This window comes from Streptomyces sp. NPDC056480 (assembly GCF_042795405.1).
GTDB lineage: Bacteria > Actinomycetota > Actinomycetes > Streptomycetales > Streptomycetaceae > Streptomyces.
This window is the reverse complement of sequence record NZ_JBHTSA010000030.1, coordinates 36,043-59,521: the sequence shown is the minus strand read 5'-3', so window position 1 is coordinate 59,521 and position 23,479 is coordinate 36,043. Positions and strand designations below refer to the sequence as shown.

Genomic DNA, 23,479 nt, shown 5'->3' with positions numbered 1-23,479 from the left:
GCCCCCGTAGCCCGCCATTGCCCGCCGCTCCCGTCCCCCAGGAGTCCCCATGCCGATAGAACAGCGCGGAGTCGACACCGTCCCCGAGGCCGAACGCACCAGCGGCCCCCGGGATCTCGTCGCGATCCTGCTCGGGTCCAACCTCTGCCTGGGGGTGATCGTCTTCGGCTGGCTCCCGGTCTCCTTCGGGCTCGGGCTCTGGGCCTCGGTGACCTCCGTCGTCACCGGCACCCTCGTCGGCGTCGCGGTCACCGCCCCGCTGGCGCTGGTGTCGCTCCGTACCGCCACCAACCTCTCCACCTCCTCCGGCGCCTTCTTCGGCGTACGGGGCCGGCTGGTCGGCTCGGTGGTCGGACTGCTGCTCTCCCTCGGGTACACCGCGCTGACCCTCTGGATCGGCGGCGACGTCATGGTGGGGACGCTCGCCCGGCTGGTCGGCCTGCCGGCCGGAGGTGCCACGCACGCCGTCGTCTACGCGCTGCTCGCCGCCGGCACCGCGGTCGCCGCGGTGTACGGCTACCGGCTGCTGCTCAAGCTGAGCAAGGCGCTCGCCGTCGTCATGACCGTGCTGCTGGCCCTCGGACTCCTCGCGTACGCCGGGGACTTCACGACGGCGGCGGTGCCGGACACCCCGTATCTGCTCGGCTCGTTCTGGCCGACCTGGCTGCTCTCGGCGGTGGCGGCGGGCCTCAGCGGACCGGTCGCCTTCATCACCCTGCTCGGCGACTACACCCGGTACGTCTCGCCCGAGCGCCACAGCTCCCGCTCCGTCTGGCGGGCCACCTGTCTCGGCCTGGTCGTCGGGCTGCTGATCCCCCAGCTCTTCGGCACCTTCACGGCGCTCGCCGCCCGTGGCGGGCTGGACTACGCGGGACCGCTGGTCGCCGCCTCGCCCGTCTGGTACCTGGTCCCGCTGCTCGTCGCGGCCACCGCCGGATCCGTCGGCAACGCCGGCCTGATGCTGTACTCGATGGGCCTCGACCTGGACGCGATCCTGCCCCGGGCCACCCGGGCCCGCGCCACCCTCGTGGTCGCGGCGGTGGCGACGGCCTTCGTCTTCCTCGGCCACTTCGCCTCGGACGCCCAGTCGGCGATGACCTCGTTCGTCCTGCTCCTCACGGCGATCGGCACACCGTGGGCGGTGATCACCCTGATCGGCCATGTGCGCTGCCGCGGCTCGTACGACCCGGAGGCGCTCCAGGTCTACAACCGGCGCTCGCGCGGCGGGATCTACTGGTTCTCGGCGGGCTGGCACCCGCGCGCCACCGCCTCCTGGGCGATCGGCGCCGCGGTCGGTCTCGCCGCCGTGTCGACGCCGGTGTACGAGGGACCGCTGCTGGCCCTGACGGGCGGGATCGACTGCAGCTTCGTGCTGTCGGGGTTCGTGGGCGGCACGCTGTACGCGGTCCTGACGCCGAACAGGGCTCCCGGGACCGTGACGGCCCCGGAAGCCCTGGCGCAAGCGGAGTAGGTACCGGCCCGGGCAGGTACCGGCCCCGGTAGGTACTAGCCCAGCTCGTGCATCCAGCCGTGGACGTCCTCGGCCTTGCCGGTCTGGACGGCGAGCAGAGCGTCGCGCAGCTTCATCGTGACCTCGCCGGGCTCGCCGCCCGACTGCCGCCACTCGCCCCGCTCGGACTTGACCGTGCCGACCGGGGTGATCACGGCGGCGGTGCCGCAGGCGAAGACCTCGGTCAGGGTGCCGTTCGCGCTGTCGGCCTGCCACTGGTCGATGGAGACGCGGCCCTCCTCCGGCTCCAGACCGAGGTCCGCCGCCAGCTTGAGCAGGGAGTCACGGGTGATGCCGGCGAGCAGCGAACCGGTGAGGGTGGGGGTGACGAGCTTGGGCTTCTCATTGGACTCGGCCCCGTACACGAAGTACAGGTTCATGCCGCCGAGTTCCTCGACCCACTTGTGCTCCACGGCGTCGAGGTAGGCGACCTGGTCGCAGCCCTTCTCGGCGGCCTCGGCCTGCGCGAGCAGCGAGGCCGCGTAGTTGCCGCCGGTCTTGGCGTCGCCGACGCCGCCGGGGACGGCGCGGACGCGGTTCTCCGAGAGCCAGATGGAGACGGGCTTCACGCCGCCGGGGAAGTACGGGCCGGCCGGGGAGGCGATGACGACGAAGAGGTACTCGTTGGCCGGGCGGACGCCCAGGCCGACCTCGGTCGCGATCATGAACGGGCGCAGGTAGAGCGAGGCCTCGCCGCCGTGCGCCGGGACCCACGCCTTGTCCTGCTGGACGAGGGCGTCACAGGCCTCGACGAAGGTCTCGACGGGCAGCTCGGGCATCGCGAGCCGGCGGGCGGAGGCCTGGAAGCGGCGGGCGTTGGCGTCGGGACGGAAGCTGGCGACCGAGCCGTCGGGGCGGCGGTAGGCCTTCAGGCCCTCGAAGATCTCCTGCGCGTAGTGCAGGACGTTGGTCGCCGGGTCCAGGGAGAGCGGGCCGTACGGCACGAGCTGGGCGTCGTGCCAGCCCCGGCCCTCGGTCCACCGGATGGTGACCATGTGGTCGGTGAAGTGGCGGCCGAATCCCGGGTTGGCCAGGATCGCCTCGCGCTCCGCGGCGGACAGCGGGCTGGAGGAGGGCTTGAGCTCGATCGTGGGCGTCGTCATGAGTGCGTGTCCTTCACCGGTTGTGTGGGTAGGACCGCGCGCGCACGCCACTCTCGGAGAGACTGCTTCGTCCCTGACGAGGTGGACGTCCGAGCATGCCCGCATGGCACGGCCCCACGTCCGATTATCGCTCGCGGGGACCGGTGCGGGAAACGGGTGAACGCGGTCCTGGGTTCGATGGGGGCACCCGGGGCCGCGCAGGAGTCAGCCGCCGGGCGCTGTGGCGACCCGGCGGCTGCTGTGGGATGTCAGTCCGGCCGGGTCAGCTGGCTACTCGCGCGGCGAGCGCGTCGCCGATCTCGTCCGTCGTGCGGACGCTGTCGCCGCGCTCGGTGAGGTCGGCCGCGACGGCCTCCTCGACCCGGGCGGCCTCGGTCTCGTAGCCGAGGTGGCGCAGCAGGAGCGCGACGGAGAGGACGGTGGCCGTGGGGTCGGCTTTGCCCTGACCCGCGATGTCCGGCGCGGAGCCGTGGACCGGCTCGAACATGGACGGGAACTCGCCGCTCGGGTTGATGTTGCCCGAGGCGGCGACGCCGATGCCGCCGGAGACGGCCGCGGCGAGGTCGGTGATGATGTCGCCGAAGAGGTTGTCGGTGACGATCACGTCGAAGCGGGCCGGGTCGGTGACGAGGAAGATCGTCGCGGCGTCGACGTGCAGGTAGTCGGTGGTGACCTCGGGGAACTCGGCGGCGACCTTGTGGAAGGTGTCCGTCCAGAGGTGACCGGCGAAGGTCAGCACGTTGTTCTTGTGGACCAGCGTGAGCTTCTTGCGCGGGCGGGCCTGGGCGCGGGCGAAGGCGTCACGGACGACCCGCTCGACACCGAAGGCGGTGTTGACCGAGACCTCGGTGGCGACCTCGTGCGGGGTGCCCTTGCGGATGGTCCCGCCGTTGCCGGTGTACGGGCCCTCGGTGCCCTCGCGGACCACGACGAAGTCGATCTCGGGCTGGCCGGCGAGCGGGGTGGCGACGCCGGGGAGCAGCTTCGAGGGACGCAGGTTCACGTGGTGGTCGAAGGCGAAGCGGAGCTTCAGGAGGAAGCCGCGCTCCAGGACGCCCGAGGGCACCGACGGGTCGCCGATGGCGCCGAGCAGGATGGCGTCGTGCTTCTTGAGGGACGCGAGGTCGGCGTCGGTGAGGGTCTCACCGGTGGCGTGGTAGCGCTTGGCGCCGAAGTCGTACTCCTCGGTCTCCAGCTTCACGTCCTGGGGAAGGACGGCCGAGAGGATCTTGAGGCCCTGGGCCACGACCTCCTGGCCGATGCCGTCGCCGGGAATGACTGCGAGATTGATGCTGTGAGACATGTCGGCACCCTACTCTTCGTCCCATCGTCTGACACGTCACGTCCATCATGTGGACGAAGCGCCATTCGGGTGAAGGTGTGTCAGTGGCCGGTGGAGCCGCCGTTGTCACGGCGGTCGAGGGCGCGCTGGAGGGCGGCGGCGGCGTTCTGGCGGGCCTCGTCGCTGGGACGGTTGGCGGAGTGGCGGACGCGGCGGGCGGTCTGAGTTGCCATGAGGGATCGACTCCTTGAGATCAGTGGTGATCCGAAGTGCGGAGATCAGTGGTGATCGAAGGTGCCGGCAGGGGCGGGGAGCGCCGCCGCAGGGGTTGCCTGCTCAGGGGCGTCGCGCTCTCGACCGCCATTCGCTGATGGAGCGAGACGTTCGGCTTCTACAAAGCTAGGGCAGGTCCTCTCATCTGTCTCCACAATTACTCGGACTTCCTACTATCTGAGACGGCGCGGGACGGCGCGTCAGCCCGCGATGGCCCGCAGCTCACGGATCAGGGCCCGCACGGCGAGGGAGCCGGCCAGTTCGGGGGTGGTGACATAGCCGACCGAACGGGTCGGGCGCTCCGGGCCGAGATCGGTGATCTCGACCGAGGGCGGCGCTCCGACCAGGGACAGCTCCGGCATGACCGCCATCCCGAAACCGGTGCCCACCATCGAGAGCACCGCCCCGTCGTCCTCGGCCTGGACGGTCGCCGGCGGCAGCCACTCCTGCCCGGCCCACCACTCGCGCGTGTAGGAGGTGCAGTTCTCCGTCCAGTCGATGAGCGGGAGCGACCGGGGCGCCGGATGGCCCGACGGGTGCACCAGCGCGTACCCCTCCTCCACCAGCACGCCGCCGACCAGCTCCGGCGGGACCGGCGAGGTCGTGCCGAGCGTCGCGATCCCCAGATCGGCCCGCCCGTCCAGCACCTCACCGGCCGTGCCGCGCCCCACCTCCCGTACGATCCGCACCTCGGGCACGATCCCCGGATGCCGCTCCGTCAGACGCCCCAGGGCGCGCGGCAGCAGATGGAGCGCGGCGCTGCGGAAGGCCGCGATCCGCAGCGGCCCGGCGAGGGCCCCGGCCCCCGCGCCGAGCCCCGCCCCCGCGGCCGACGCCGCGCCGCGCACCTCGGAGCCCATCACCTCCAGGAGGCGCAGGACCCGCCGCGCGTACGCGAGGGCCCGCTCCCCGGCCGGTGTCGGGGTGGCACCGGACCGCCCCCGGTCGAAGAGGACGGCACCCAGCCTGCGTTCGCTGCCCCGCACCGAGTGGGAGACGGCGGACTGGGTCATACCGAGCGCGACGGCGGCGGCCGAGAAGCCGCCCTCGCTCGCGACGGCGACGAGGACACGCAGCTCGCGGGGCGCGAGATCAGCCATGAGGGCTCCCACCTGGATGTATGAGCGGCTTTCATGGATGAGCCGCAGCCATCGACGCTACCCCCTGCCCGGCCGCCGGATTCCTTCCTACCGTCTGGGCCATGACGAACGACACCATGATCACCGTCCGGCAGACCGCCCGTCCGACCGGCTTCCCCACTCCCGACCTGTTCGCCTTCGTCGAGGCACCGGTCCCGGCGCCGGAGCCCGGCACGGCCCTCGTCGAGAACCTCCTGTGGTCGGTCGACCCGTACCACCGCGAGGCGATGGACTCGGACGAGATCTGGACCCTGAACTCCCCCATGGAGGGCCGCACCCTGGGCCGGGTCCTCGACTCCCGCGACCCCGCGCTGCGGCCGGGCGACCTCGTCCTGCACCGCCGGGGCTGGCGGACCCATGCCGTGGTGTCCCCCGCCGAGGCCCGCAAGGTCCCGGACCTCGGCCCCGGCGTCCCCCTCACCGCGCATCTGAGCCTGCTGGGCGGTACGGGCCTGTCGGCCTTCGTCGGCCTGACCCGGATCGCCCGGCTCCAGCCGGGCGAGGACCTGTTCGTCTCGGCGGCGGCGGGCGGGGTGGGCACGGCGGCGGGCCGGATCGCCCGGCTGCTGGGCGCGGGCCGACTGGTGGGCAGCGCGGGTTCGGCGCGGAAGGTGGCGTACCTGACGGAGGAGATCGGCTTCGACGCGGCCTTCGACCACCACGACGGCCCGGTCCCCGAGCTGCTCGCGAAGGCGGCGCCGGAGGGGCTCGACGCGGTGCTCGACGGGGTGGGCGGCGACCACCTGGAGGCGGCGATCGGAGCGCTGCGCCCGTTCGGGCGGATCGCGTGGGTCGGCGCGGTGGGCCAGTACCACTCGCTCTCCGCTCCCCCGCCGGCCCCGCGCAACCTCTTCGACGTGGTCGGCAAGAGCATCCGGCTCGAGGGCTTCCTGGTCCGCGACCACGCGGACGCCCTCGACGAGCTGTACGACCTGACCGTCCCGCGTCTGCGCGAGGGCTCGCTGCCCCTCGACGTGACGGTGGTGGAGGGATTCGAGCACATCGTGAGCGCGTTCCTGGGGATGCTGCGCGGCGAGAACCTGGGGAAGATGCTGGTCGCCCGGTGAGGTCGACCCTCCTATCTAGTTTGCATTCCTACCTAGCTGGTGCTCCAATACACCCATGGCCGCAGACCGCAGATCCAGCTGGCTCAAGGGAGTCCTCGACCTGCTCGTCCTCTCCCGCCTGACCGACGGCGAGAGCTACGGGTACGAGATCGCCAAGGCGCTCGCCGAGGCGGGCCTCGGCGAGATCAAGGGCGGGACGCTCTATCCCGTACTGAACCGCCTGGAGGAAGCGGGTCTGGTGGAGGCCGAGTTCCGCGCCGCCGAGCGCGGCCCGGGACGCCGCTACTACCGGCTCACCGAGCGGGGGCGCGAGCACCTCGCCGCCGAAAGCCGCGACTGGCTGCGCTTCCACCGCGCCGTCGAGACCACGCTCCACCCAGGGGGAACCACCGCATGACCACGGAATCCGACCGCTACTTCGCCGAACTCGCCGACGCGCTGCGCACCACGGGCGTGCCGGCGGAGCAGATCGCCGCCACCGTCGAGGACCTGCGGGGACACCTCTCCGGGACGGGCACGCGCCCGCAGGAGGAGTTCGGGCCGGCCGCCGCCTTCGCCGCCCAGCTCGGGGGGCTCGCGCCGCTGCCGGGCGAGCCGGACGGGACGGCGGAGAGCTGGACCTGGACGGCCGACCTCTTCAACGACCGCCGGATGCTCGCCGTCCACGGCGACCAGGGCTGGGAGGTGGAGTCCCTGGACTCCCTCGGCCGGTTCGTCTGCCGCCGCTCCGCGACGGCCGCGCTGCGCTGGGAGTACCGCCGCGAGATCATCGGCGCCCGGCGCCGCGCCAAGGTCCTCGCCGAGCTGGAGCCCGAGGGCTGGGAGCTGTGCGGCGAGTGGCTGGTCTACGGCTACTTCAAGCGGCCGCGCGCGGCGACGGCGGGCCCGGCGGGCGCCCTGGAGACCCGGCCGGCCGCCCCGCTCCGGCAGCTGTTCCTGAGCCGCCGGGGCAAGGCGCTGCTCGCGGTGTGGCTCGTGGTGGTCGGCGGCGCGATGGCGGCGACCTTCATCGGGACGCTCGGCACGGGCGGGCTCGCGATCACCATCGCCCTCGCCTCCATGGTCTTCGCCCTGGTCACCTCCCAGCTGGAGACGGCCAGGGGACGGGTGGACCAGGACCGCGCGAAGTCCTCCTGACCCTCCCTCACATCACGTCGCCGTCCCGCCAGTCGAAGAGGAGCGCCGCGGCCGGATCGGGCAGTGCCCGGCCGGCCGCCGGACGGAGGTAGACGTACCCCTCCTCCTCCGCGAGGTGGACGATCCCCTCGGGCCCGACGGCTTCGATGCGGCCTTCCCAGACCTGCCAGCCGCGCCCCCGGTAGAGCGCGGCCCCGGCGTCCGAGGCGCCGAGCGCCCCGAAGACGTACGCCCCGTCGATGACCCGCTCCAGCTCGGCCATGACGGCTCCGGCGAGCCCCCGGCGCCTGAGGCCGGCGCGGACGGCGACGCCTTCGACGTACCCGACGCGGTGCGAACGCCCGCGATGGAGGGCGCGGCGCATGACGACGGCACCGTGAGCGGCGATGCCGTCCTCGTCCTCGATCCAGGCGTGGACGCCGCCGAGCGCATGGTCCCAGTCGTCGTCGGAGAAGTCTCCGTCGAAGGCGGCGTCGAGCAACGCGCGTACGGAGCGGAGCCGGTCGGCCCCGAGTTCATGGGTGGGCGCGGTCCTCACGGTCATGCGCCCAGACTCCCACACGTCCATTTCTAACCTTTAAAAAGTCATTGACAGGTTAGCCGTCGCCTGCTTGAGTCATTCCATAACCAGTGACACGCACCTAAGGGGTTAGAGATGACGAGCACCGTGCTGCCGACCCACCACCGCACCGTCAAGGTCCGCGACCACGAGATCGCCTACCGCGAGGCGGGCCCCGCCGACGCCCCTGTCCTCCTGCTGCTGCACGGCTTCCCCACCAGCTCGCACATGTTCCGCGACCTGATCCCGCGGCTCGCCGACTCCTACCGCCTGATCGCCCCCGACCACCTGGGCTTCGGCCGCAGCGCGGCTCCCGACGCCGCCGACTTCGACTACACATTCGCCGAACTGGCGTCTCTCACCGCAGAGTTCACCGAGGCACTGGGCCTGGACCGGTTCGCGCTCTACATCCAGGACTACGGCTCGCCCATCGGCCTGCGCCTCGCCCTCGCCCACCCGGAGCGGATCACCGCGATCATCAGCCAGAACGGCAACGCGTACGAGGAGGGCCTCGGCGCCGAGGCCTGGGCGCCGGTCCTCGCGCTGATCGAGGAGCGCACCCCCGAGACGGAGGAGCCGGTGCGCGCCATCCGCTCCCTGGACGGCATCCGCTGGCAGTACGAGACGGGCGTACCGGCCGAGTACCGCGACCTTCTCGACCCCGGCGCCTGGCACCACGACGCCGCCCTGATGGCCCGCGAGGGCCAGGACGAGATCCAGCTCGGCCTGATCGCCGACTACGGCTCCAACTTCGCCCTCTACCCGGCCTTCCAGGAGTACTTCCGCACCAGCCGGGTCCCGCTCCTCGCGGTCTGGGGCGAAGGCGACCAGGTCTTCGTCCCGGCGGGCGCCGAAGCCTTCCGCCGCGACCTCCCGGACGCCGAGATCCACCTTCTTCCCACGGGCCACTTCGCCCTGGAGACGCACGCGCCGGCGATCGCCGCCCTGATCGGCGACTTCCTCGCGCGGCGCGTCCCCGTCAGGCCGTAGCCCTCTCCAGGTCGCGGGCCATGCGCTCCACCCAGTCGGTGAGGCCCTCGCGATGGCGGCCGTCGGCTTCGAGCAGGGTCGCGATCTGCGCGTCCGTGAGCTGTTCGGGCCCTGGCACGGTCAGCATCCGGTGCAGCTCCTTCATCAGGGACAGCATCCGCAGCGCGTCGAGGTGCTCGATCGCGTCGACCCCGTGCCCGGGGCCGAGTGTCGTCGAACCGGGCATGTCGTGCCTCCTCACCGAGCCCCCTACCAGCAGCGTAAGCCCCCCGCATGAGAACCGCCCCCGTCCTCAGGTTGGGGGACCGAGGAGGGGGGCGGTGATCAGGGGCCGCTCGCGCGGCGGGCCTCCGGGCGGAGGCGGGGGGCGTCAGCCCATGTGGGGGTAGCCGTACTCGGTCGGCGGGACCAGCGTCTCCTTGATGGCGCGGGTCAGCGTCCAGCGCATCAGGTTCTGCGGGGCGCCGGCCTTGTCGTTCGTACCCGAGGCGCGGCCGCCGCCGAAGGGCTGCTGGCCGACGACGGCGCCGGTCGACTTGTCGTTGATGTAGAAGTTGCCCGCGGCGAAGCGGAGCTTCTCCATCGTGTACGCGGCCGCCGCGCGGTCGCCGGAGATGACCGAGCCGGTGAGGGCGTAGTCCGAGACCGACTCCATCTGGGTCAGCATCGCGTCGTACTGGTCGTCCTCGTACACGTGGATCGCCAGGATCGGGCCGAAGTACTCGGCCTTGAAGACCTCGTTCTCCGGGTCGGTGCAGGCGATGACGGTCGGGCGGACGAAGTAGCCCACCGAGTCGTCGTACGTGCCACCGGCGATGATCGTGCAGGTCGGGTCGGCCGCGGCACGGTCGATCGCGGCCTTGTTCTTGGCGAACGAGCGCTCGTCGATGACGGCGCCGATGAAGTTCGACAGGTCGGTGACGTCACCCATGGTGATGCCGTCGACCTCGGCCGCGAACTCCTCCTTGAAGCCGTCGTTCCAGATGGAGGCCGGAACGTAGGCGCGCGAGGACGCGGAGCACTTCTGGCCCTGGAACTCGAAGGAGCCACGGGTCAGCGCGGTCTTCAGGATGGCGCGGTCGGCGCTGGGGTGCGCGACGACGAAGTCCTTGCCGCCGGTCTCGCCGACGATCCGCGGGTACGAGCGGTACTTCTCGATGTTGGTGCCGACCGTCTTCCACAGGTGCTGGAAGGTCTTGGTCGAACCGGTGAAGTGGATGCCGGCCAGGTCGGGGTGGTTCAGGGCCACCTCGGAGACGGCGATGCCGTCGCCGGTCACCAGGTTGATGACGCCCTTCGGCAGGCCGGCCTCCTCCAGGAGCTCCATGAGGAGCACGGCGGAGTGGGTCTGCGTCGGGGACGGCTTCCAGACCACCACGTTGCCCATGAGGGCGGGGGCGGTGGGCAGGTTGCCCGCGATGGCGGTGAAGTTGAACGGCGTGATCGCGTAGACGAAGCCCTCGAGCGGGCGGTGGTCCAGACGGTTCCACACACCCGGGGAGTTCGCCGGCGGCTGCTCGGCCAGGATCTGGCGGGCGTACGCCACGTTGAAGCGCCAGAAGTCGACGAGCTCGCACGGGGTGTCGATCTCGGCCTGCTGGGCGGTCTTCGACTGGCCGAGCATGGTGGACGCGGCCAGCGTCTCGCGCCACGGGCCGGCGAGCAGCTCGGCGGCGCGCAGGATGATCGCGGCACGGTCGTCGAAGGCCATCGCGCGCCAGGCGGGGGCCGCGGCCAGGGCCGCGTCGACGGCGTCCTGGGCGTCCTGCGTGGTGGCGCCGCGGAAGGTGCCGATGACGGCCTTGTGGTTGTGCGGCTGGACGACCTTGAACTCCTCGCCGCCGCCGAGGCGCTTCACGCCGCCGATGGTCATCGGCAGCTCGCGCGGGTTCTCGGCCAGCTCCTTGAGCTTGATCTCGAGGCGGGCGCGCTCGGGGGAGCCGGGGGCGTAGCTGTGCACCGGCTCGTTGACCGGAGCGGGGACCTGGGTGACAGCGTCCATAAGTCTCGTGACTCCTTGTGAGAGGTGGGCTCAGCCCTTGGTGAGGATGGAGCGGACGAAGAAGAGGAGGTTGGCCGGCTTCTCCGCGAGGCGGCGCATGAAGTAGCCGTACCAGTCGGTGCCGTAGGCGGTGTACACGCGCATGCGGTGTCCCTCGGCGGCCAGCCGGTGCTGCTCCTCGCTGCGGATGCCGTACAGCATCTGGAACTCGTACTCGTCCAGCTTGCGCCCGGCACGGCGGGCGAGCTCCTGGCCGATGGAGATCAGGCGCGGGTCGTGGGAGCCGATCATCGGGTAGCCCTCGCCGTCCATCAGGATGTTCATGATCCGGACGTACGCCTTGTCGATCTCGGGCTTGTCCTGGATCGCGACGGAGGCAGGCTCCTTGTAGGCGCCCTTCACGATCCGGACGCGGGAGCCGTTCGCGGCGAGGCGGCGGGCGTCGTCCTCGGTGCGGAAGAGGTAGGCCTGGATGACACAGCCGGTCTGCGGGTGGGTCTTCCGCAGCTCCTCGTGGATGGCGAACATCGAGTCGAGGGTGGTGTGGTCCTCGGCGTCCAGGGTGACCGTGGTGCCGATCTCGGCCGCGGCCTCGACGACCGGGCGGACGTTGGCGAGGGCCAGCTCGTGGCCGTTCTCCAGGGACTGGCCGAACATGGAGAGCTTCACGGACATCTCGGCGCGCTCGCCGAGGCCCAGCTCCTTGAGACGGCCGATGAGCTCCAGGTAGGCGTCCCGGGCGGCGTACGACTGCTCGACGGTGGTGATGTCCTCACCGACGACGTCGAGGGTGACCTCCAGGCCGCGGTCGCTCAGCTCCTGGACGATCGGGACGACGTCGCCGACCGACTCACCGGCGATGAAGCGGGCGACGACCTGCTTGGTCCCGGGGGCGGCCGACACGAAACGGCGCATCTTGTCGCTGCGCGACGCGGCGAGGATCACGGGACCCAGCACGGGGACCTCCAGAAGGACAGGGTGACGAAGGGGCCGTACCCGATCTTTCGTAAGAAAACGGGAACAGCACGAAGAACCACCGTGAAACCTATGGATCGCTCCGATCGTCCGCCATCTACAGCTGTCACGCATCCGTGCGCGGCATCTCATACATATGTCTGAGAGGGTGCGAGAATGGCGCTGTGAAGGGCGATTACCAAGAACTGGTGGACGAGATCTCCGCGCTGCTCGGCGCACCGGCGACGCTGGAGAACCGCGATTTCGGTCTGATCGCCTTCGGCGCCCACGACAGCGACGACGACACCGCGATGGACCCCGTCCGGACGCGGTCGATCCTGACCCGGAAGTCGACCCCGGCGGTCCGCGCCTGGTTCGAGGGCTTCGGCATCACCCGGGCGACCGGCCCGGTCCGCATCCCGGCCGCCCCGGACGCCGGGGTGTTCCGCGACCGCGTCTGCCTGCCCGTACGCCATCGGGGGGTCGTCCTGGGGTACGTCTGGCTGCTCGACGCCGAGCCCGGTCCCACGCCCGCACAGCTCACGGCCGCGATGGAGGTCGCCACCCGGATCGGCGACCTCCTCGCCGACGAGGAGCGCGCGGACGCCGACCTCTCGCGCGAGTTCGCCGCGGCCCTGACCGCCGGGCGCGGCTGGCAGAGCGACATGGCCGTCGCGACCCTCCGGGTGGCCCTCGGCCCCAGCGCGGACGGACTGCACGCCGTCGTCTGCGTGACCCCCTGGCAGGGCGAGGCCCCCTCGATCCGGTCGGTCGCCGCCGCGGCGGCGGTCGCCGTCCTCCCGGAGGGCGAGTCCGGCGAGTCCCTGGCCGTCCTCGTACGGCTGCGCACGCCCGAGGACCTCGCCCCCGCCCGCGCGGCCGCCGACCGGCTGCGCGGCGCCGTCCCGGCCGGCGTCGCCACCCCCCGCCGGGGCCTCGCGGACCTGCCGGCGGCCTGGCGCGAGGCCAACACGGCGGCCCGTGCCGCCACCGCCCAGCCGACCCTCGGCCCGGTCGCGGAGTGGGCAGGGATCGGCCCGTACCGCCTGCTCGCGGCGCTCTACCACCCCGAGGTCGACCCGGTCGTCGCCCCGCTCGTCGCCCCCGCCCACGCCGAACTGGCCCGCACCGCCGAGGTGTTCCTCGACAACGCGGGCCAGGCGGGCCGCACGGCGGCGGCCCTGGGCATCCACCGCCAGACCCTCTACTACCGGCTGTCCCGGGTCGAGCAGCTCACGGGCCTCGACCTGGACGACGGCGAGGACCGCCTGCTGCTCCACATGTCCCTGAAGTCGGCGCGGCTCTGAACCACGCCGTCGGGAACACGGCGGCCCGGCTCCGAACCATGCCGTCGGGGACATGGCGGCCCGGCTCCGAACCGACCCCGTCAGGGGCGCGGTGGCCCGGCTCCGAACCGAGCCGTCAGGGGCGCGGGCGGCGGCGCAGCTCCGGCTCCGCCAGCGCGGGCGGCACGTATCCGCCGTCCCGGGCCGACAGGTTCGTGCCCGGCGGCACGATCGTGTCGATCCGGTCGAGGACGTCCGTGGTCGAGGATCGCGCCCAGGACGGCGCCGGTGCTTGCGGCGCGGCGCGGCGGGACGGCCGCGGAGGGGATGTCGGCGCGGCGCGGAGGGACGGGGCGGGAGGAGGACATGCGCGTTCTGTCCACGAGGGCCTTCTTCGGGTCCGTTGCGGTGGTGCGTGCCGCCGCCGCGCGGGGTGCGGCCGCCCGTCCCGCCGGGTGCGGCGGCGGGGAGGGACGGCGGACCGGAGGGGCCGGACGGGCGGGGGCCGTTCCGGAGGCGGGCGGACGCGCGAAGCTCCCGGGCGGGAGCCGCTCTCGGCGTGCGCCGACGGGCAGCGGGTCCACTCCCCCGCACGTTCTCGGGGTGTCAGGGGGCCGCGCGGTCTCCGCCGTACGCTCGCGCGGCCCCCCTCCCGTGCCGCCGTCGCCCCTGACATGACGTCAGTCCTGCTCCCCCATGAGCACCTTGAGGCCCTCCGTGAGGTCGTCCGCCGTCGGCGCGGTGTCCGGGTCGACCATCCACTGGATCATCACGCCGGCCACGAGGGCCTGGCAGAGCAGGCCGGCCACCCTGGCCTTCTCCGGCTCCGCCTCCGGGTCGATGCCGAGGAAGCCCTCGGCCATGCCGAGCCGCCCCTCGCGCTGAGGCTCCTTGATCGCCTCGCGCAGCTTCTCGTCGTCGTCGAGCCGGGTGACGATCTCGGTCTGGAGCTTCCAGACGGGCCGGCTGGCCCCGGCCGCGGCGATGACCTGCTCCCAGACGGCATGGAAGCGCTGGTACGGGTCGGCCGGCAGCTCCCGCTTCGCCTCGCCGCTGCCCGCGGGGCCGACCGCCTCGCCCCACTCCTCGGTGACGGCGAGGAAGGCCTGCTGGAGCAGGGCCTCCTTGGAGCCGTAGTGGTAGCCGATGGAGGCGAGGTTGGTGCCGGAGGCGGCGACGATGTCACGGGCCGTGGTCCGCCCGTACCCCTTCTCCAGGAGGCAGCGCTTGGCGCCTTCGAGCAGGTCTTCCTTGTGTCCCATGACAGCACTGTACCCGGTCGATAGACGCTTGTGTAAGACGAGCGTCTATCGACCGGGTACGAGGTCGTGCGGGCACGAGATCGTGCGGGGTGAGGCGTCAGATCAGGTTGACCGAGCGGGCCGAGGCGGCACCGATCTCGGCCGAGATCTCCGCGAGCACCGCGGCCGGGACGGTGTCGTCCACGGTGAGGACGACGAGCGCCTCGCCGCCCTCCTCCGCGCGCGCCACCTGCATGCCCGCGATGTTCAGACCGGCCTCGCCGAGGATCCGGCCGACGGTGCCGACGACACCCGGACGGTCCTCGTAGCGCAGCACGACCATGTGGTCGGCGAGCGCCACGTCCACGTCGAAGTCGCCGACGGCGACGATCTTCTGGAGGTGCTTGGGGCCGGCGAGCGTGCCGGAGACCGCGACCTCCTCGCCGTTCGAGAGCGTGCCGCGCACGGTGACCACGTTGCGGTGGTCGGGCGACTCGGAGCTCGTCGTCAGGCGCACCTCGACACCGCGCTCCTGCGCGAACAGCGGGGCGTTGACGTACGACACGGTCTCGTCGACCACGTCCTCGAACACGCCCTTGAGCGCGGAGAGTTCGAGCACCTTCACATCGTGCTGGGTGATCTCGCCGTACACCTCGACGTCGAGGCGGGCCGCGACCTCGCCCGCGAGGGCGGTGAAGATCCGGCCGAGCTTCTCGGCGAGCGGCAGACCCGGCTTGACGTCCTCGGCGATGACACCGCCCTGGACGTTGACCGCGTCCGGCACGAGCTCACCGGCGAGCGCCAGGCGCACCGAGCGGGCGACGGCGATACCGGCCTTCTCCTGGGCCTCGTCCGTGGACGCGCCGAGGTGCGGGGTGCAGACGACCTGGTCGAGCTCGAAGAGCGGGGAGTCCGTGCAGGGCTCCTTCGCGTACACGTCGAGGCCGGCGCCGGCGACCCGGCCCTCCTTGAGCGCCGAGTACAGCGCCGCCTCGTCGACGATCCCGCCGCGCGCGGCGTTGACGATCCGGACCGAGGGCTTGACCTTGTGCAGCGCCTCGTCGCCGATGAGACCGAGGGTCTCGGGGGTCTTCGGCAGGTGGACGGTGATGAAGTCGGCGACCTCCAGGAGCTCGTCCAGGGCCAGCAGCTTCACCCCCATCTGGGCGGCGCGGGCGGGCTGCACGTAGGGGTCGTACGCGACGATCTTCATGCCGAACGCCGACATGCGCTGGGCGACCAGGACACCGATGCGGCCGAGGCCGACGACGCCGAGGGTCTTCTCGCTCAGCTCGACGCCCGTGTACTTGGAGCGCTTCCACTCGCCGTTCTTCAGCGCGGTGTTGGCCTGCGGGATGTTGCGCGCGGTGGCGACCAGCAGACCGCACGCGAGCTCGGCGGCGGTGACGATGTTCGACGTCGGGGCGTTGACGACCATGACGCCGGCCTTGGTGGCGGCGGAGACGTCCACGTTGTCCAGACCGACGCCGGCGCGGGCGACGACCCGCAGCTTGGTGGCGGCGGCGATGGCCTCGGCGTCGACCTTGGTCGCGGAACGGACCAGGATCGCGTCCACGTCGGCGATGGCGGGCAGCAGTTCGGCGCGGTCCGCGCCGTTGCAGTGCCGGATCTCGAAGTCCGGGCCCAGGGCGTCGACGGTGGCGGGCGACAGCTCTTCAGCGATGAGTACGACGGGTTTCGAGCTCACGTGAGTCCTCACAGATCCAGTGCGGACGGCCGTCCCGACGGCCGCAGGCGGTGGAGGGGGCTTGCCGCGTGAAAGCGCACGACGCTGTGGGCCTGAACGCGAATGTTGTTGAGCAGTGTAGTGGTGCGTCGGCGCCGAGCATGCGCCTCGTTGGAAGGATCACCCGTCCGTGGTTGGACGGGGTGTCCAACGATGCGGACCGGGGCCGGACGGTGTGTCCGGCCCCGGTCCCGGAGGCTTACGCCTCCTCGTCGTTCACCCAGCTCATGAGCTTGCGCAGCTCCTTGCCGGTGGTCTCCAGGAGGTGGTTCTCGTCCTGGGTCTTGTACTCGTTGTACTTCTTCAGACCGCCGTGGTACTCGGCCATCCACTCCTTGGCGAAGGTGCCGTCCTGGATCTCCGCGAGGACCTTCTTCATCTCGGCCTTGGTGGCGTCCGTGATGATCCGCGGGCCGGTGACGTAGTCGCCCCACTCGGCGGTCTCGGAGACCGACCAGCGCATCTTCTCCAGGCCGCCCTCGTACATGAGGTCGACGATGAGCTTCAGCTCGTGGAGGCACTCGAAGTACGCGATCTCCGGCTGGTAGCCGGCCTCGGTCAGGGTCTCGAAGCCCGCCTTGACCAGCGCCGCGGTGCCGCCGCAGAGAACGGCCTGCTCGCCGAAGAGGTCGGTCTCGGTCTCCTCGGTGAAGGTCGTCTTGATGACGCCGGCGCGGGTGCCGCCGATGCCCTTGGCGTACGAGAGCGCCAGCGCGAAGGCGTTGCCGGTCGCGTCCTGCTCGACGGCCGCGATGCACGGAACGCCGCGGCCCTCCTCGTACTGACGACGGACCAGGTGGCCCGGGCCCTTCGGGGCGACCAGGGCGACGTCGACGCCCTCGGGCACCTTGATGAAGCCGTAACGGACGTTCAGACCGTGGCCGAAGAAGAGCGCGTCGCCCTCCTTCAGGTTGTCCTTGATGGACTCCTCGTAGACCTGGGCCTGGATCGGGTCCGGGGTCAGGATCATGATGAGGTCGGCCTCGGCGGCGGCCTCGGCGACGGAGACCACGCGCAGGCCCTGCTCCTCGGCCTTGGCCTTGGACTTCGAGCCCTCCTGCAGACCGACGCGGACGTCGACACCGGAGTCACGGAGCGACAGCGCGTGGGCGTGGCCCTGGCTGCCGTATCCGATCACCGCGACCTTGCGGCCCTGGATGATGGACAGGTCGGCGTCGTCGTCGTAGAACAGCTCGGCCACTGGGTATCTCCTTGAGGTGCTGGTGTTGCGTCCCACCGTACGGCGGGGAGCGGGAGGAAAGTTTTCGGGTCTCGTCAGTCGGACCGGCGGACGGACCGCCGGTCGACCTCCGACGACTCTGAGGCGATGATTCTCAGGCGCTGCGGTCGAGGGCCCGGAGGGACCGGTCCGTGATGGACCGGGAACCACGCCCTATGGCGATCGTGCCGGACTGCACGAGCTCCTTGATGCCGAACTGCTCCAGCATCTTGAGCATCGCGTCCAGCTTGTCACTCGAACCGGTGGCCTCGATGGTGACCGCCTCGGGCGAGACGTCCACGGTCTTGGCGCGGAACAGCTGGACGATCTCTACGATCTGGGAGCGGGTCTCGTTGTCGGCGCGGACCTTCACCAGGACGAGCTCGCGCTGGATCGCAGCGCTGGGCTCGAGTTCGACGATCTTCAGGACGTTGACCAGCTTGTTGAGCTGCTTGGTCACCTGCTCCAGGGGCAGGTCCTCGACACTGACCACGATGGTGATGCGGGAGATGTCGGGGTGCTCGGTGATGCCCACGGCGAGGGAGTCGATGTTGAAGCCGCGGCGCGAGAACAGGGCGGCGATCCGGGCGAGGATGCCGGGCGTGTTCTCGACGAGAACGGAGAGCGTGTGCTTGGTGGACATGGTCTGGGTCTCTTCCTTTTCGCTCTGCTTCGTTCCGCGCTTCAGTCGTCTTCGCCGTCGCCGAAGTCGGGGCGGACGCCCCGGGCGGCCATAACCTCGTCGTTCGAGGTGCCGGCGGCGACCATCGGCCAGACCTGGGCGTCCTCGTGGACGATGAAGTCGATGACGACGGGGCGGTCGTTGATGGCGTTGGCCTCGGCGATGACCTTGTCCAGGTCGGCCGGGTCCTCACAGCGCAGGGCGACACAGCCCATGGCCTCGGACAGCTTGACGAAGTCGGGGACGCGAGTGCCCTTGTTCGCCTGGATGTCGTCCGGGCCGGAGTGCAGGACGGTGTTCGAGTAGCGCTGGTTGTAGAAGAGGGTCTGCCACTGGCGGACCATCCCGAGGGCGCCGTTGTTGATGATGGCGACCTTGATCGGGATGTTGTTCAGGGCGCAGGTGGTGAGCTCCTGATTGGTCATCTGGAAGCAGCCGTCGCCGTCGATCGCCCAGACCGGACGGTCGGGCATGCCGGCCTTGGCGCCCATCGCGGCGGGGACCGCGTACCCCATCGTCCCGAGGCCGCCGGAGTTCAGCCAGGTGGCCGGGCGCTCGTAGTCGATGAAGTGGGCGGCCCACATCTGGTGCTGGCCGACGCCCGCGGCGAAGATCGTGTCGTCGGGGGTGAGCTCGCCGATGCGCTGGATGACCTGCTGCGGCGAGAGGCTGCCGTCGTCCGGCATGTCGTAGCCGAGCGGGTAGGTCTCGCGCCAGCGGTTCAGGTCGCTCCACCAGGCGGTGTAGTCGCCCTTGTTGCCCTCGCTGTGCTCGGCCTGGACGGCCTGGACCAGGTCGGCGATGACCTCGCGGGCGTCACCGACGATCGGGACGTCGGCGGTGCGGTTCTTGCCGATCTCGGCCGGGTCGATGTCCGCGTGGACGATCTTGGCGTACGGGGCGAAGCTGTCGAGCTTGCCGGTGACGCGGTCGTCGAAGCGGGCGCCGAGGGCGATGATCAGGTCGGACTTCTGCAGCGCGGTGACGGCGGTGACCGCGCCGTGCATGCCGGGCATGCCCACGTGCAGCGGGTGGCTGTCCGGGAAGGCGCCGAGCGCCATCAGGGTGGTGGTGACGGGGGCGCCGGTGAGTTCGGCGAGGATCTTCAGCTCGGCGGTGGCGCCGGCCTTGATCACGCCGCCGCCGACGTACAGGACGGGGCGCTTGGCCGCGCTGATCAGCTTGGCGGCCTCGCGGATCTGCTTGGCGTGCGGCTTGGTCACCGGGCGGTAGCCGGGCAGGTCGGTCTGCGGCGGCCAGCTGAAGGTGGTCTTCGCCTGCAGGGCGTCCTTGGCGATGTCGACCAGGACCGGGCCGGGGCGGCCGGTGGAGGCGATGTGGAAGGCCTCGGCGATGGTCCGCGGGATGTCGTCGGCCTTGGTGACCAGGAAGTTGTGCTTGGTGATCGGCATCGTGATGCCGCAGATGTCCGCCTCCTGGAAGGCGTCCGTGCCGATCGCCTTCGAGGCGACCTGGCCGGTGATCGCGACGAGCGGCACCGAGTCCATGTGCGCGTCGGCGATCGGGGTGACGAGGTTGGTCGCACCGGGTCCCGAGGTCGCCATGCAGACGCCGACCTTGCCGGTCGCCTGGGCGTAGCCGGTGGCCGCGTGGCCCGCGCCCTGCTCGTGGCGGACCAGGATGTGGCGCACCTTCTTCGAGTCCATCAGCGGGTCGTAGGCCGGGAGGATGCAGCCACCGGGGAGACCGAAGATGGTGTCGGCGCCCACCTCTTCGAGAGAGCGGATGAGGGACTGCGCGCCCGTGACGTGCTCGACGGCGGTGGCGGTCTGAGCGCCGCTACGGGGCCGCGGCTGCGGATGGTGCCCGGTGGCCTGGTCGGTCATCAGCATCTCTTCTCGAAGCAGAGGTTTTACGAGGGTTTGGGACGACTTTGGGGTGAGCCAGTGCAACAAAAAACCCCTCGTGCCGTGAGGCAAGCGAGGGGAGCGCGTCGGGTGCGTTTCAAGCGGGGCCTACCGTGGCCCTGCTTCAGCCGACGCGCTTTCCAAGTACGAGAATTCGGGTGCGCATGGCAATGACCCTCCCTCTCAGCCCTCACCACTGTCAAGTGGGTGGGACGGGCGTCTCAGTATTTGAGCGGAACGGGGGACGGTTTCCGACCCGCACGGGGACCGCTCCGGGCAGCGGGTACTCGTCCCGCACGAGCGCCCTGCGCAGCCGGTACTCGTCGAGCGGGCCCGAGAAGGCCATGCCCTGGGCGTGGGTGCAGCCCATCGCCCGCAGGGCGACGACCTGCTCCGGTACGTCGACCCCCTCGGCGACGGTCTGCATCCCGAGCTCGTCGGCGATGCGGAGCACCCCGCGGGTGATCTTGCGGAGCCGGGCCGACTCGACGACGCCCTCGACGAGTCCCCGGTCCAGCTTCAGTATGTCGACGGGAAGCCTGCGGAGGGCGTTGATCGCCACATGTCCGCTGCCGAATCCGTCGAGCGCGATCCGCACCCCGAGACGGCGCAGGGTGACCAGGCGCTGCTCCAGCTCGTCGAGCGGGGTCCGGGGGTCGCTGTCGGCGAGCTCGACGATCAGCGAACCGGACGGCAGCCCGTGCCGGGTGAGCAGGGACTCGATCGAGCCGAGGGGCAGCGAGCGGTCCAGGAGGCGGCGGGCCGAGATCCGGATGGACACGGGGGTGCGATGGCCGATTCCCGCCCGCTCGGCCGCCTGCTCGACGGCCTCTTCGAGCAGCCAGCGGCCGAGCTCGGCGGTGCGCTCGCTGTCGTCGGTGACCCGGAGGTACTCGGCGGGGGTGAAGAGGATGCCCTGGGCCGACCGCCAGCGCGCCTGGGCGCTGACGGCGGAGATCCGGCCCGTGGCGAGGTCGACGACGGGCTGGTGGAGCAGGGCGAACTCGCCGTCGTGGAGGGCGGTGCGCAGCCGGGCGGCCAGCTCCGTCCGGCGGACCACCTCGGCCTGCATCTGGGGCGCGTAGAGCTCGACGCGGTCCTTGCCGGCCGCCTTGGCGCGGTACATGGCGAGGTCGGCGTTGCGCAGGAGGTCGCCGGCCTCGATGCCGGGCTCGGCGAAGGCGACGCCGATGGAGGCGGCGACCCGCACCTCGTTGCCCCCGTCGACGCGGTAGGGCCGGGAGAGGGTGAGGCGGAGCCGGTCGGCGATCTCCTGGACCTGCTTCTGGCGGGCCGCCTGGTCGCGGCCGCCGTCCCCGAGGATGAGGGCGGCGAACTCGTCGCCGCCGAGCCGGGCGGCGGTGTCCCCCGCGCGCACCGAGTCGTGGAGGCGGCGGGCGGCCTGGACGAGGAGGTCGTCGCCCGCCTGGTGGCCGAGGCGGTCGTTGACGCCCTTGAAGCCGTCGAGGTCGATGAAGAGCACGGCGGTGCCGGGATCGGAGGCGCGGCGGCCGCTGAGGGCCTGCCGGACCCGCCGGGTGAAGAGCGCCCGGTTGGGCAGGTCGGTGAGCGGGTCGTGCTCGGCGTTGTGCTGCAACTGCGCCTGGAGCCTGACGCGTTCGGTGACGTCCCGGCTGTTGAAGATCAGTCCGCCCTGGTGCCGGTTGACCGTGGACTCGACGTTCAGCCAGTCGCCGCGGCCCGAGCGGAAGCGGCACTCGATCCGGGTGGTGGGCTCCTCGGCGGGTGTGACGGCCAGGAAGCGCCGGACCTCGTGGACGACGGCGCCGAGGTCCTCGGGATGGATGAGCGAGGCGAGCTCGGAGCCGATCAGCTCCTCGGCGTCCCGTCCGTACACCCCGGAGGCGGCCGGGCTGACGTAGCGGAGGATCCCGGTCGGCGCGGCGATCATGATGACGTCGCTCGAACCCTGCACGAGCGACCGGAAGTGGTTCTCCTTCTGGGCCAGTTCGTGGGTCAGGGCGATGTTGTCGAGGAGCATGATGCCCTGCCGTACGACCAGGGCGAGGACCACCGTGCAGCCGGTGAGGACGACGACGCGGTCGACCCGGCGCCCTTCCACGACGTTGTACAGGATGCCGAGGGTGCAGACCGCGGCGGCGAGGTACGGCGTGAGGGCGGCGAGCGAGCCGGCGACCGGACGGCTGTGCAGCCACGGCCCGCGCGCGGTGACGGCGCTGTCCGGGATGCGGCGCACGCCCCAGGGCGCGTAGGCGAGCAGCAGGGAGCCGGCGAACCAGCCGGCGTCGAGCAGTTGGCCCGAGGCGTAGTTCTCGCGCAGCAGCGGCGAGGTGAACAGCGCGTCGCACAGCACGGTCAGGGCGAGGGCGGCGATCGCGGTGTTGGTCGCCGAGCGGTTCGCCTGCGAGCGCCGGAAGTGCAGCACCAGGACCATGCTCACGAGGACGATGTCGAGCAGCGGGTACGCGAGCGACAGTGCCGCCTGGGCGACCGGCTCGTTCTGGAAGTGGGCGGTGCGGGCGAGGGCGAGGCTCCAGGAGAGCGTGAGGAGCGAGCCCCCGATGAGCCAGGCGTCGAGCGCCAGGCAGACCCAGCCGGCCCGGGTGACGGGTTTCTTGGCCAGGACGAGCAGGCCGACGATGGCCGGCGGAGCGAAGAGTAAGAAGAAGAGGTCGGCGATGGAGGAGTCGGGCACCTCCGTGCGGAGCACGACCTCGTACCACCCCCACACGGCGTTGCCCGCTGAGGCCATGAACGAGGAGAACGCGAAGAGCAGCCAGGCGGGGCGGGCGCTGCCGCGGTGGGCGCGCCCGTAGAGGAAGCAGGAGACCGCGGCGGTGAGGGCGGCGGCGCTGAGTCCGAAGTCGCCCATGAAGAGCGCGAGTTCCGGTGATCCCCAGCCGAGCGAGGCGCCGGTCGTGTAGCCCGCGCAGATCACCACCAGGGCGATCTGGGCGAGGAGCGAGCCGAAGCCGGGCCGCCCGGGGTCCGGGTGTCCGGTGTCGCCCGCTCCGGCGACGGGGCGCCGTGCGAGGACCGCCCCGGGCGCGCTCACCGGTCCCTCCGGCGCCGCGCCACCGCACCCGGCCGCGTCGTGCGGCCGCGCCGGCGGCTCGTCGGTGCCGCCGGGGGCGTGCCCGTCGCAGTCGTGGGGGCCGGCGGGGTCCCGTACGGCCGGGGCGGCCCGCTCGGGTGCGGCGCCCGGCTTCCGTACGGCAGGGGCGACCGGCTCCGGTGCGGCGCCCGGCTTCGGTACGGCAGGGGCGACCGGCTCCGGTGCGGCGCCCGGCTTCGGTACGGCAGGGGCGACCGGTTCCGGTGCGGCGCCCGGCTTCCGTCCGACCGGGGCGGGCGGCTCCGGCGCGGCGGCGCCACAGGCCTCGCAGGCGCCGTGTGGCGTGAAGTCGCCATGAGGAGCGGGGGCGCCGTGCGCCGCGG

General features: G+C 71.6%; 20 protein-coding genes and 1 pseudogene. 6 read left to right on the top strand and 15 right to left on the bottom strand.

Annotated features, from left to right (window positions below; all coding sequences use genetic code 11):
- Positions 1-49: 49 nt before the first annotated feature.
- A complete protein-coding gene (locus ACFQ79_RS16105; protein ID WP_383583577.1) occupies positions 50-1,471 on the top strand; it encodes a cytosine permease in 1,422 nt (473 codons plus the stop codon).
- A 35-nt stretch (positions 1,472-1,506) separates the two neighbouring features.
- Here the strand turns inward: ACFQ79_RS16105 and ACFQ79_RS16100 are convergent, their stop codons facing one another.
- From ACFQ79_RS16100 to ACFQ79_RS16085, 4 genes are all read right to left on the bottom strand, one after another.
- Positions 1,507-2,613, bottom strand: a complete 1,107-nt coding sequence (locus tag ACFQ79_RS16100; RefSeq protein WP_383583574.1) for a branched-chain amino acid aminotransferase — start codon at positions 2,611-2,613, stop codon at positions 1,507-1,509.
- A 262-nt stretch (positions 2,614-2,875) separates the two neighbouring features.
- A complete protein-coding gene (locus ACFQ79_RS16095) occupies positions 2,876-3,916 on the bottom strand; it encodes a 3-isopropylmalate dehydrogenase (protein ID WP_383583571.1) in 1,041 nt (346 codons plus the stop codon).
- An 80-nt stretch (positions 3,917-3,996) separates the two neighbouring features.
- Positions 3,997-4,128, bottom strand: coding sequence for a hypothetical protein (locus ACFQ79_RS16090; protein ID WP_260461862.1), 132 nt, complete (start codon positions 4,126-4,128; stop codon positions 3,997-3,999).
- Positions 4,129-4,368: 240 nt separating this feature from the next.
- Positions 4,369-5,268, bottom strand: a complete 900-nt coding sequence (locus ACFQ79_RS16085) for a LysR family transcriptional regulator (protein WP_383583568.1) — start codon at positions 5,266-5,268, stop codon at positions 4,369-4,371.
- A 101-nt stretch (positions 5,269-5,369) separates the two neighbouring features.
- On the opposite strand from ACFQ79_RS16085, the gene ACFQ79_RS16080 reads away from it, so the two are divergent.
- Genes ACFQ79_RS16080 through ACFQ79_RS16070 form a run of 3 tightly spaced genes read left to right on the top strand, consistent with a single transcriptional unit; the run spans position 5,370 to position 7,511 of the window.
- The gene (locus tag ACFQ79_RS16080) at positions 5,370-6,374 is read left to right on the top strand and encodes a zinc-binding dehydrogenase (RefSeq protein WP_383583565.1); all 1,005 of its coding nucleotides are present in this window, start codon (positions 5,370-5,372) and stop codon (positions 6,372-6,374) included.
- Positions 6,375-6,429: 55 nt separating this feature from the next.
- Positions 6,430-6,771: a PadR family transcriptional regulator gene (locus ACFQ79_RS16075; protein ID WP_073912739.1), complete on the top strand. Its 342-nt coding sequence runs from the start codon at positions 6,430-6,432 to the stop codon at positions 6,769-6,771.
- Positions 6,768-7,511, top strand: coding sequence for a hypothetical protein (locus ACFQ79_RS16070; RefSeq protein ID WP_383583562.1), 744 nt, complete (start codon positions 6,768-6,770; stop codon positions 7,509-7,511). Before ACFQ79_RS16075 ends, ACFQ79_RS16070 begins: the two co-directional genes overlap by 4 nt.
- Before the next feature lie 7 nt (positions 7,512-7,518).
- Here the strand turns inward: ACFQ79_RS16070 and ACFQ79_RS16065 are convergent, their stop codons facing one another.
- Positions 7,519-8,055: a GNAT family N-acetyltransferase gene (locus tag ACFQ79_RS16065; RefSeq protein WP_383583559.1), complete on the bottom strand. Its 537-nt coding sequence runs from the start codon at positions 8,053-8,055 to the stop codon at positions 7,519-7,521.
- Positions 8,056-8,166: 111 nt separating this feature from the next.
- Here ACFQ79_RS16065 and ACFQ79_RS16060 point away from each other — a divergent pair, with 111 nt between their 5' ends.
- A complete protein-coding gene (locus ACFQ79_RS16060) occupies positions 8,167-9,060 on the top strand; it encodes an alpha/beta fold hydrolase (protein ID WP_383583556.1) in 894 nt (297 codons plus the stop codon).
- Here the strand turns inward: ACFQ79_RS16060 and ACFQ79_RS16055 are convergent.
- From ACFQ79_RS16055 to ACFQ79_RS16045, 3 genes are all read right to left on the bottom strand, one after another.
- Complete coding sequence (locus ACFQ79_RS16055; protein ID WP_383583553.1) at positions 9,050-9,286, bottom strand: hypothetical protein; 237 nt, start codon at positions 9,284-9,286, stop codon at positions 9,050-9,052. The genes ACFQ79_RS16060 and ACFQ79_RS16055 overlap by 11 nt on opposite strands.
- Before the next feature lie 144 nt (positions 9,287-9,430).
- Positions 9,431-11,062 carry an L-glutamate gamma-semialdehyde dehydrogenase gene (pruA, locus tag ACFQ79_RS16050; protein WP_266969573.1) on the bottom strand — a complete coding sequence of 544 codons (1,632 nt, stop codon included), beginning with the start codon at positions 11,060-11,062 and terminating at the stop codon, positions 9,431-9,433.
- A gap of 30 nt (positions 11,063-11,092) precedes the next feature.
- The gene (locus ACFQ79_RS16045) at positions 11,093-12,019 is read right to left on the bottom strand and encodes a proline dehydrogenase family protein (RefSeq protein ID WP_383583549.1); all 927 of its coding nucleotides are present in this window, start codon (positions 12,017-12,019) and stop codon (positions 11,093-11,095) included.
- Between the two features lie 182 nt (positions 12,020-12,201).
- Between ACFQ79_RS16045 and ACFQ79_RS16040 the strand changes: the two genes are divergently transcribed.
- Positions 12,202-13,323 (top strand): PucR family transcriptional regulator, encoded by a 1,122-nt coding sequence (locus ACFQ79_RS16040; RefSeq protein WP_383583547.1) that lies wholly within the window; start codon positions 12,202-12,204, stop codon positions 13,321-13,323.
- 115 nt (positions 13,324-13,438) lie between these two features.
- Here the strand turns inward: ACFQ79_RS16040 and ACFQ79_RS16035 are convergent.
- From ACFQ79_RS16035 to ACFQ79_RS16005, 7 genes and pseudogenes are all read right to left on the bottom strand, one after another.
- A pseudogene (locus ACFQ79_RS16035) lies at positions 13,439-13,558 on the bottom strand (aldo/keto reductase); the annotation flags it as partial.
- Positions 13,559-13,982: 424 nt separating this feature from the next.
- Positions 13,983-14,564 carry a TetR/AcrR family transcriptional regulator gene (locus ACFQ79_RS16030; protein ID WP_383583545.1) on the bottom strand — a complete coding sequence of 194 codons (582 nt, stop codon included), beginning with the start codon at positions 14,562-14,564 and terminating at the stop codon, positions 13,983-13,985.
- Positions 14,565-14,661: 97 nt separating this feature from the next.
- A complete protein-coding gene (serA, locus tag ACFQ79_RS16025; protein WP_383583542.1) occupies positions 14,662-16,251 on the bottom strand; it encodes a phosphoglycerate dehydrogenase in 1,590 nt (529 codons plus the stop codon).
- 238 nt (positions 16,252-16,489) lie between these two features.
- Complete coding sequence (gene ilvC / locus ACFQ79_RS16020) at positions 16,490-17,491, bottom strand: ketol-acid reductoisomerase (protein WP_073912719.1); 1,002 nt, start codon at positions 17,489-17,491, stop codon at positions 16,490-16,492.
- 133 nt (positions 17,492-17,624) lie between these two features.
- The gene (gene ilvN, locus ACFQ79_RS16015) at positions 17,625-18,152 is read right to left on the bottom strand and encodes an acetolactate synthase small subunit (RefSeq protein WP_266897003.1); all 528 of its coding nucleotides are present in this window, start codon (positions 18,150-18,152) and stop codon (positions 17,625-17,627) included.
- A 41-nt stretch (positions 18,153-18,193) separates the two neighbouring features.
- A complete protein-coding gene (locus tag ACFQ79_RS16010; protein ID WP_383583539.1) occupies positions 18,194-20,044 on the bottom strand; it encodes an acetolactate synthase large subunit in 1,851 nt (616 codons plus the stop codon).
- A 214-nt stretch (positions 20,045-20,258) separates the two neighbouring features.
- The gene (locus tag ACFQ79_RS16005; RefSeq protein ID WP_383583631.1) at positions 20,259-23,096 is read right to left on the bottom strand and encodes a putative bifunctional diguanylate cyclase/phosphodiesterase; all 2,838 of its coding nucleotides are present in this window, start codon (positions 23,094-23,096) and stop codon (positions 20,259-20,261) included.
- Positions 23,097-23,479 lie beyond the last annotated feature (383 nt).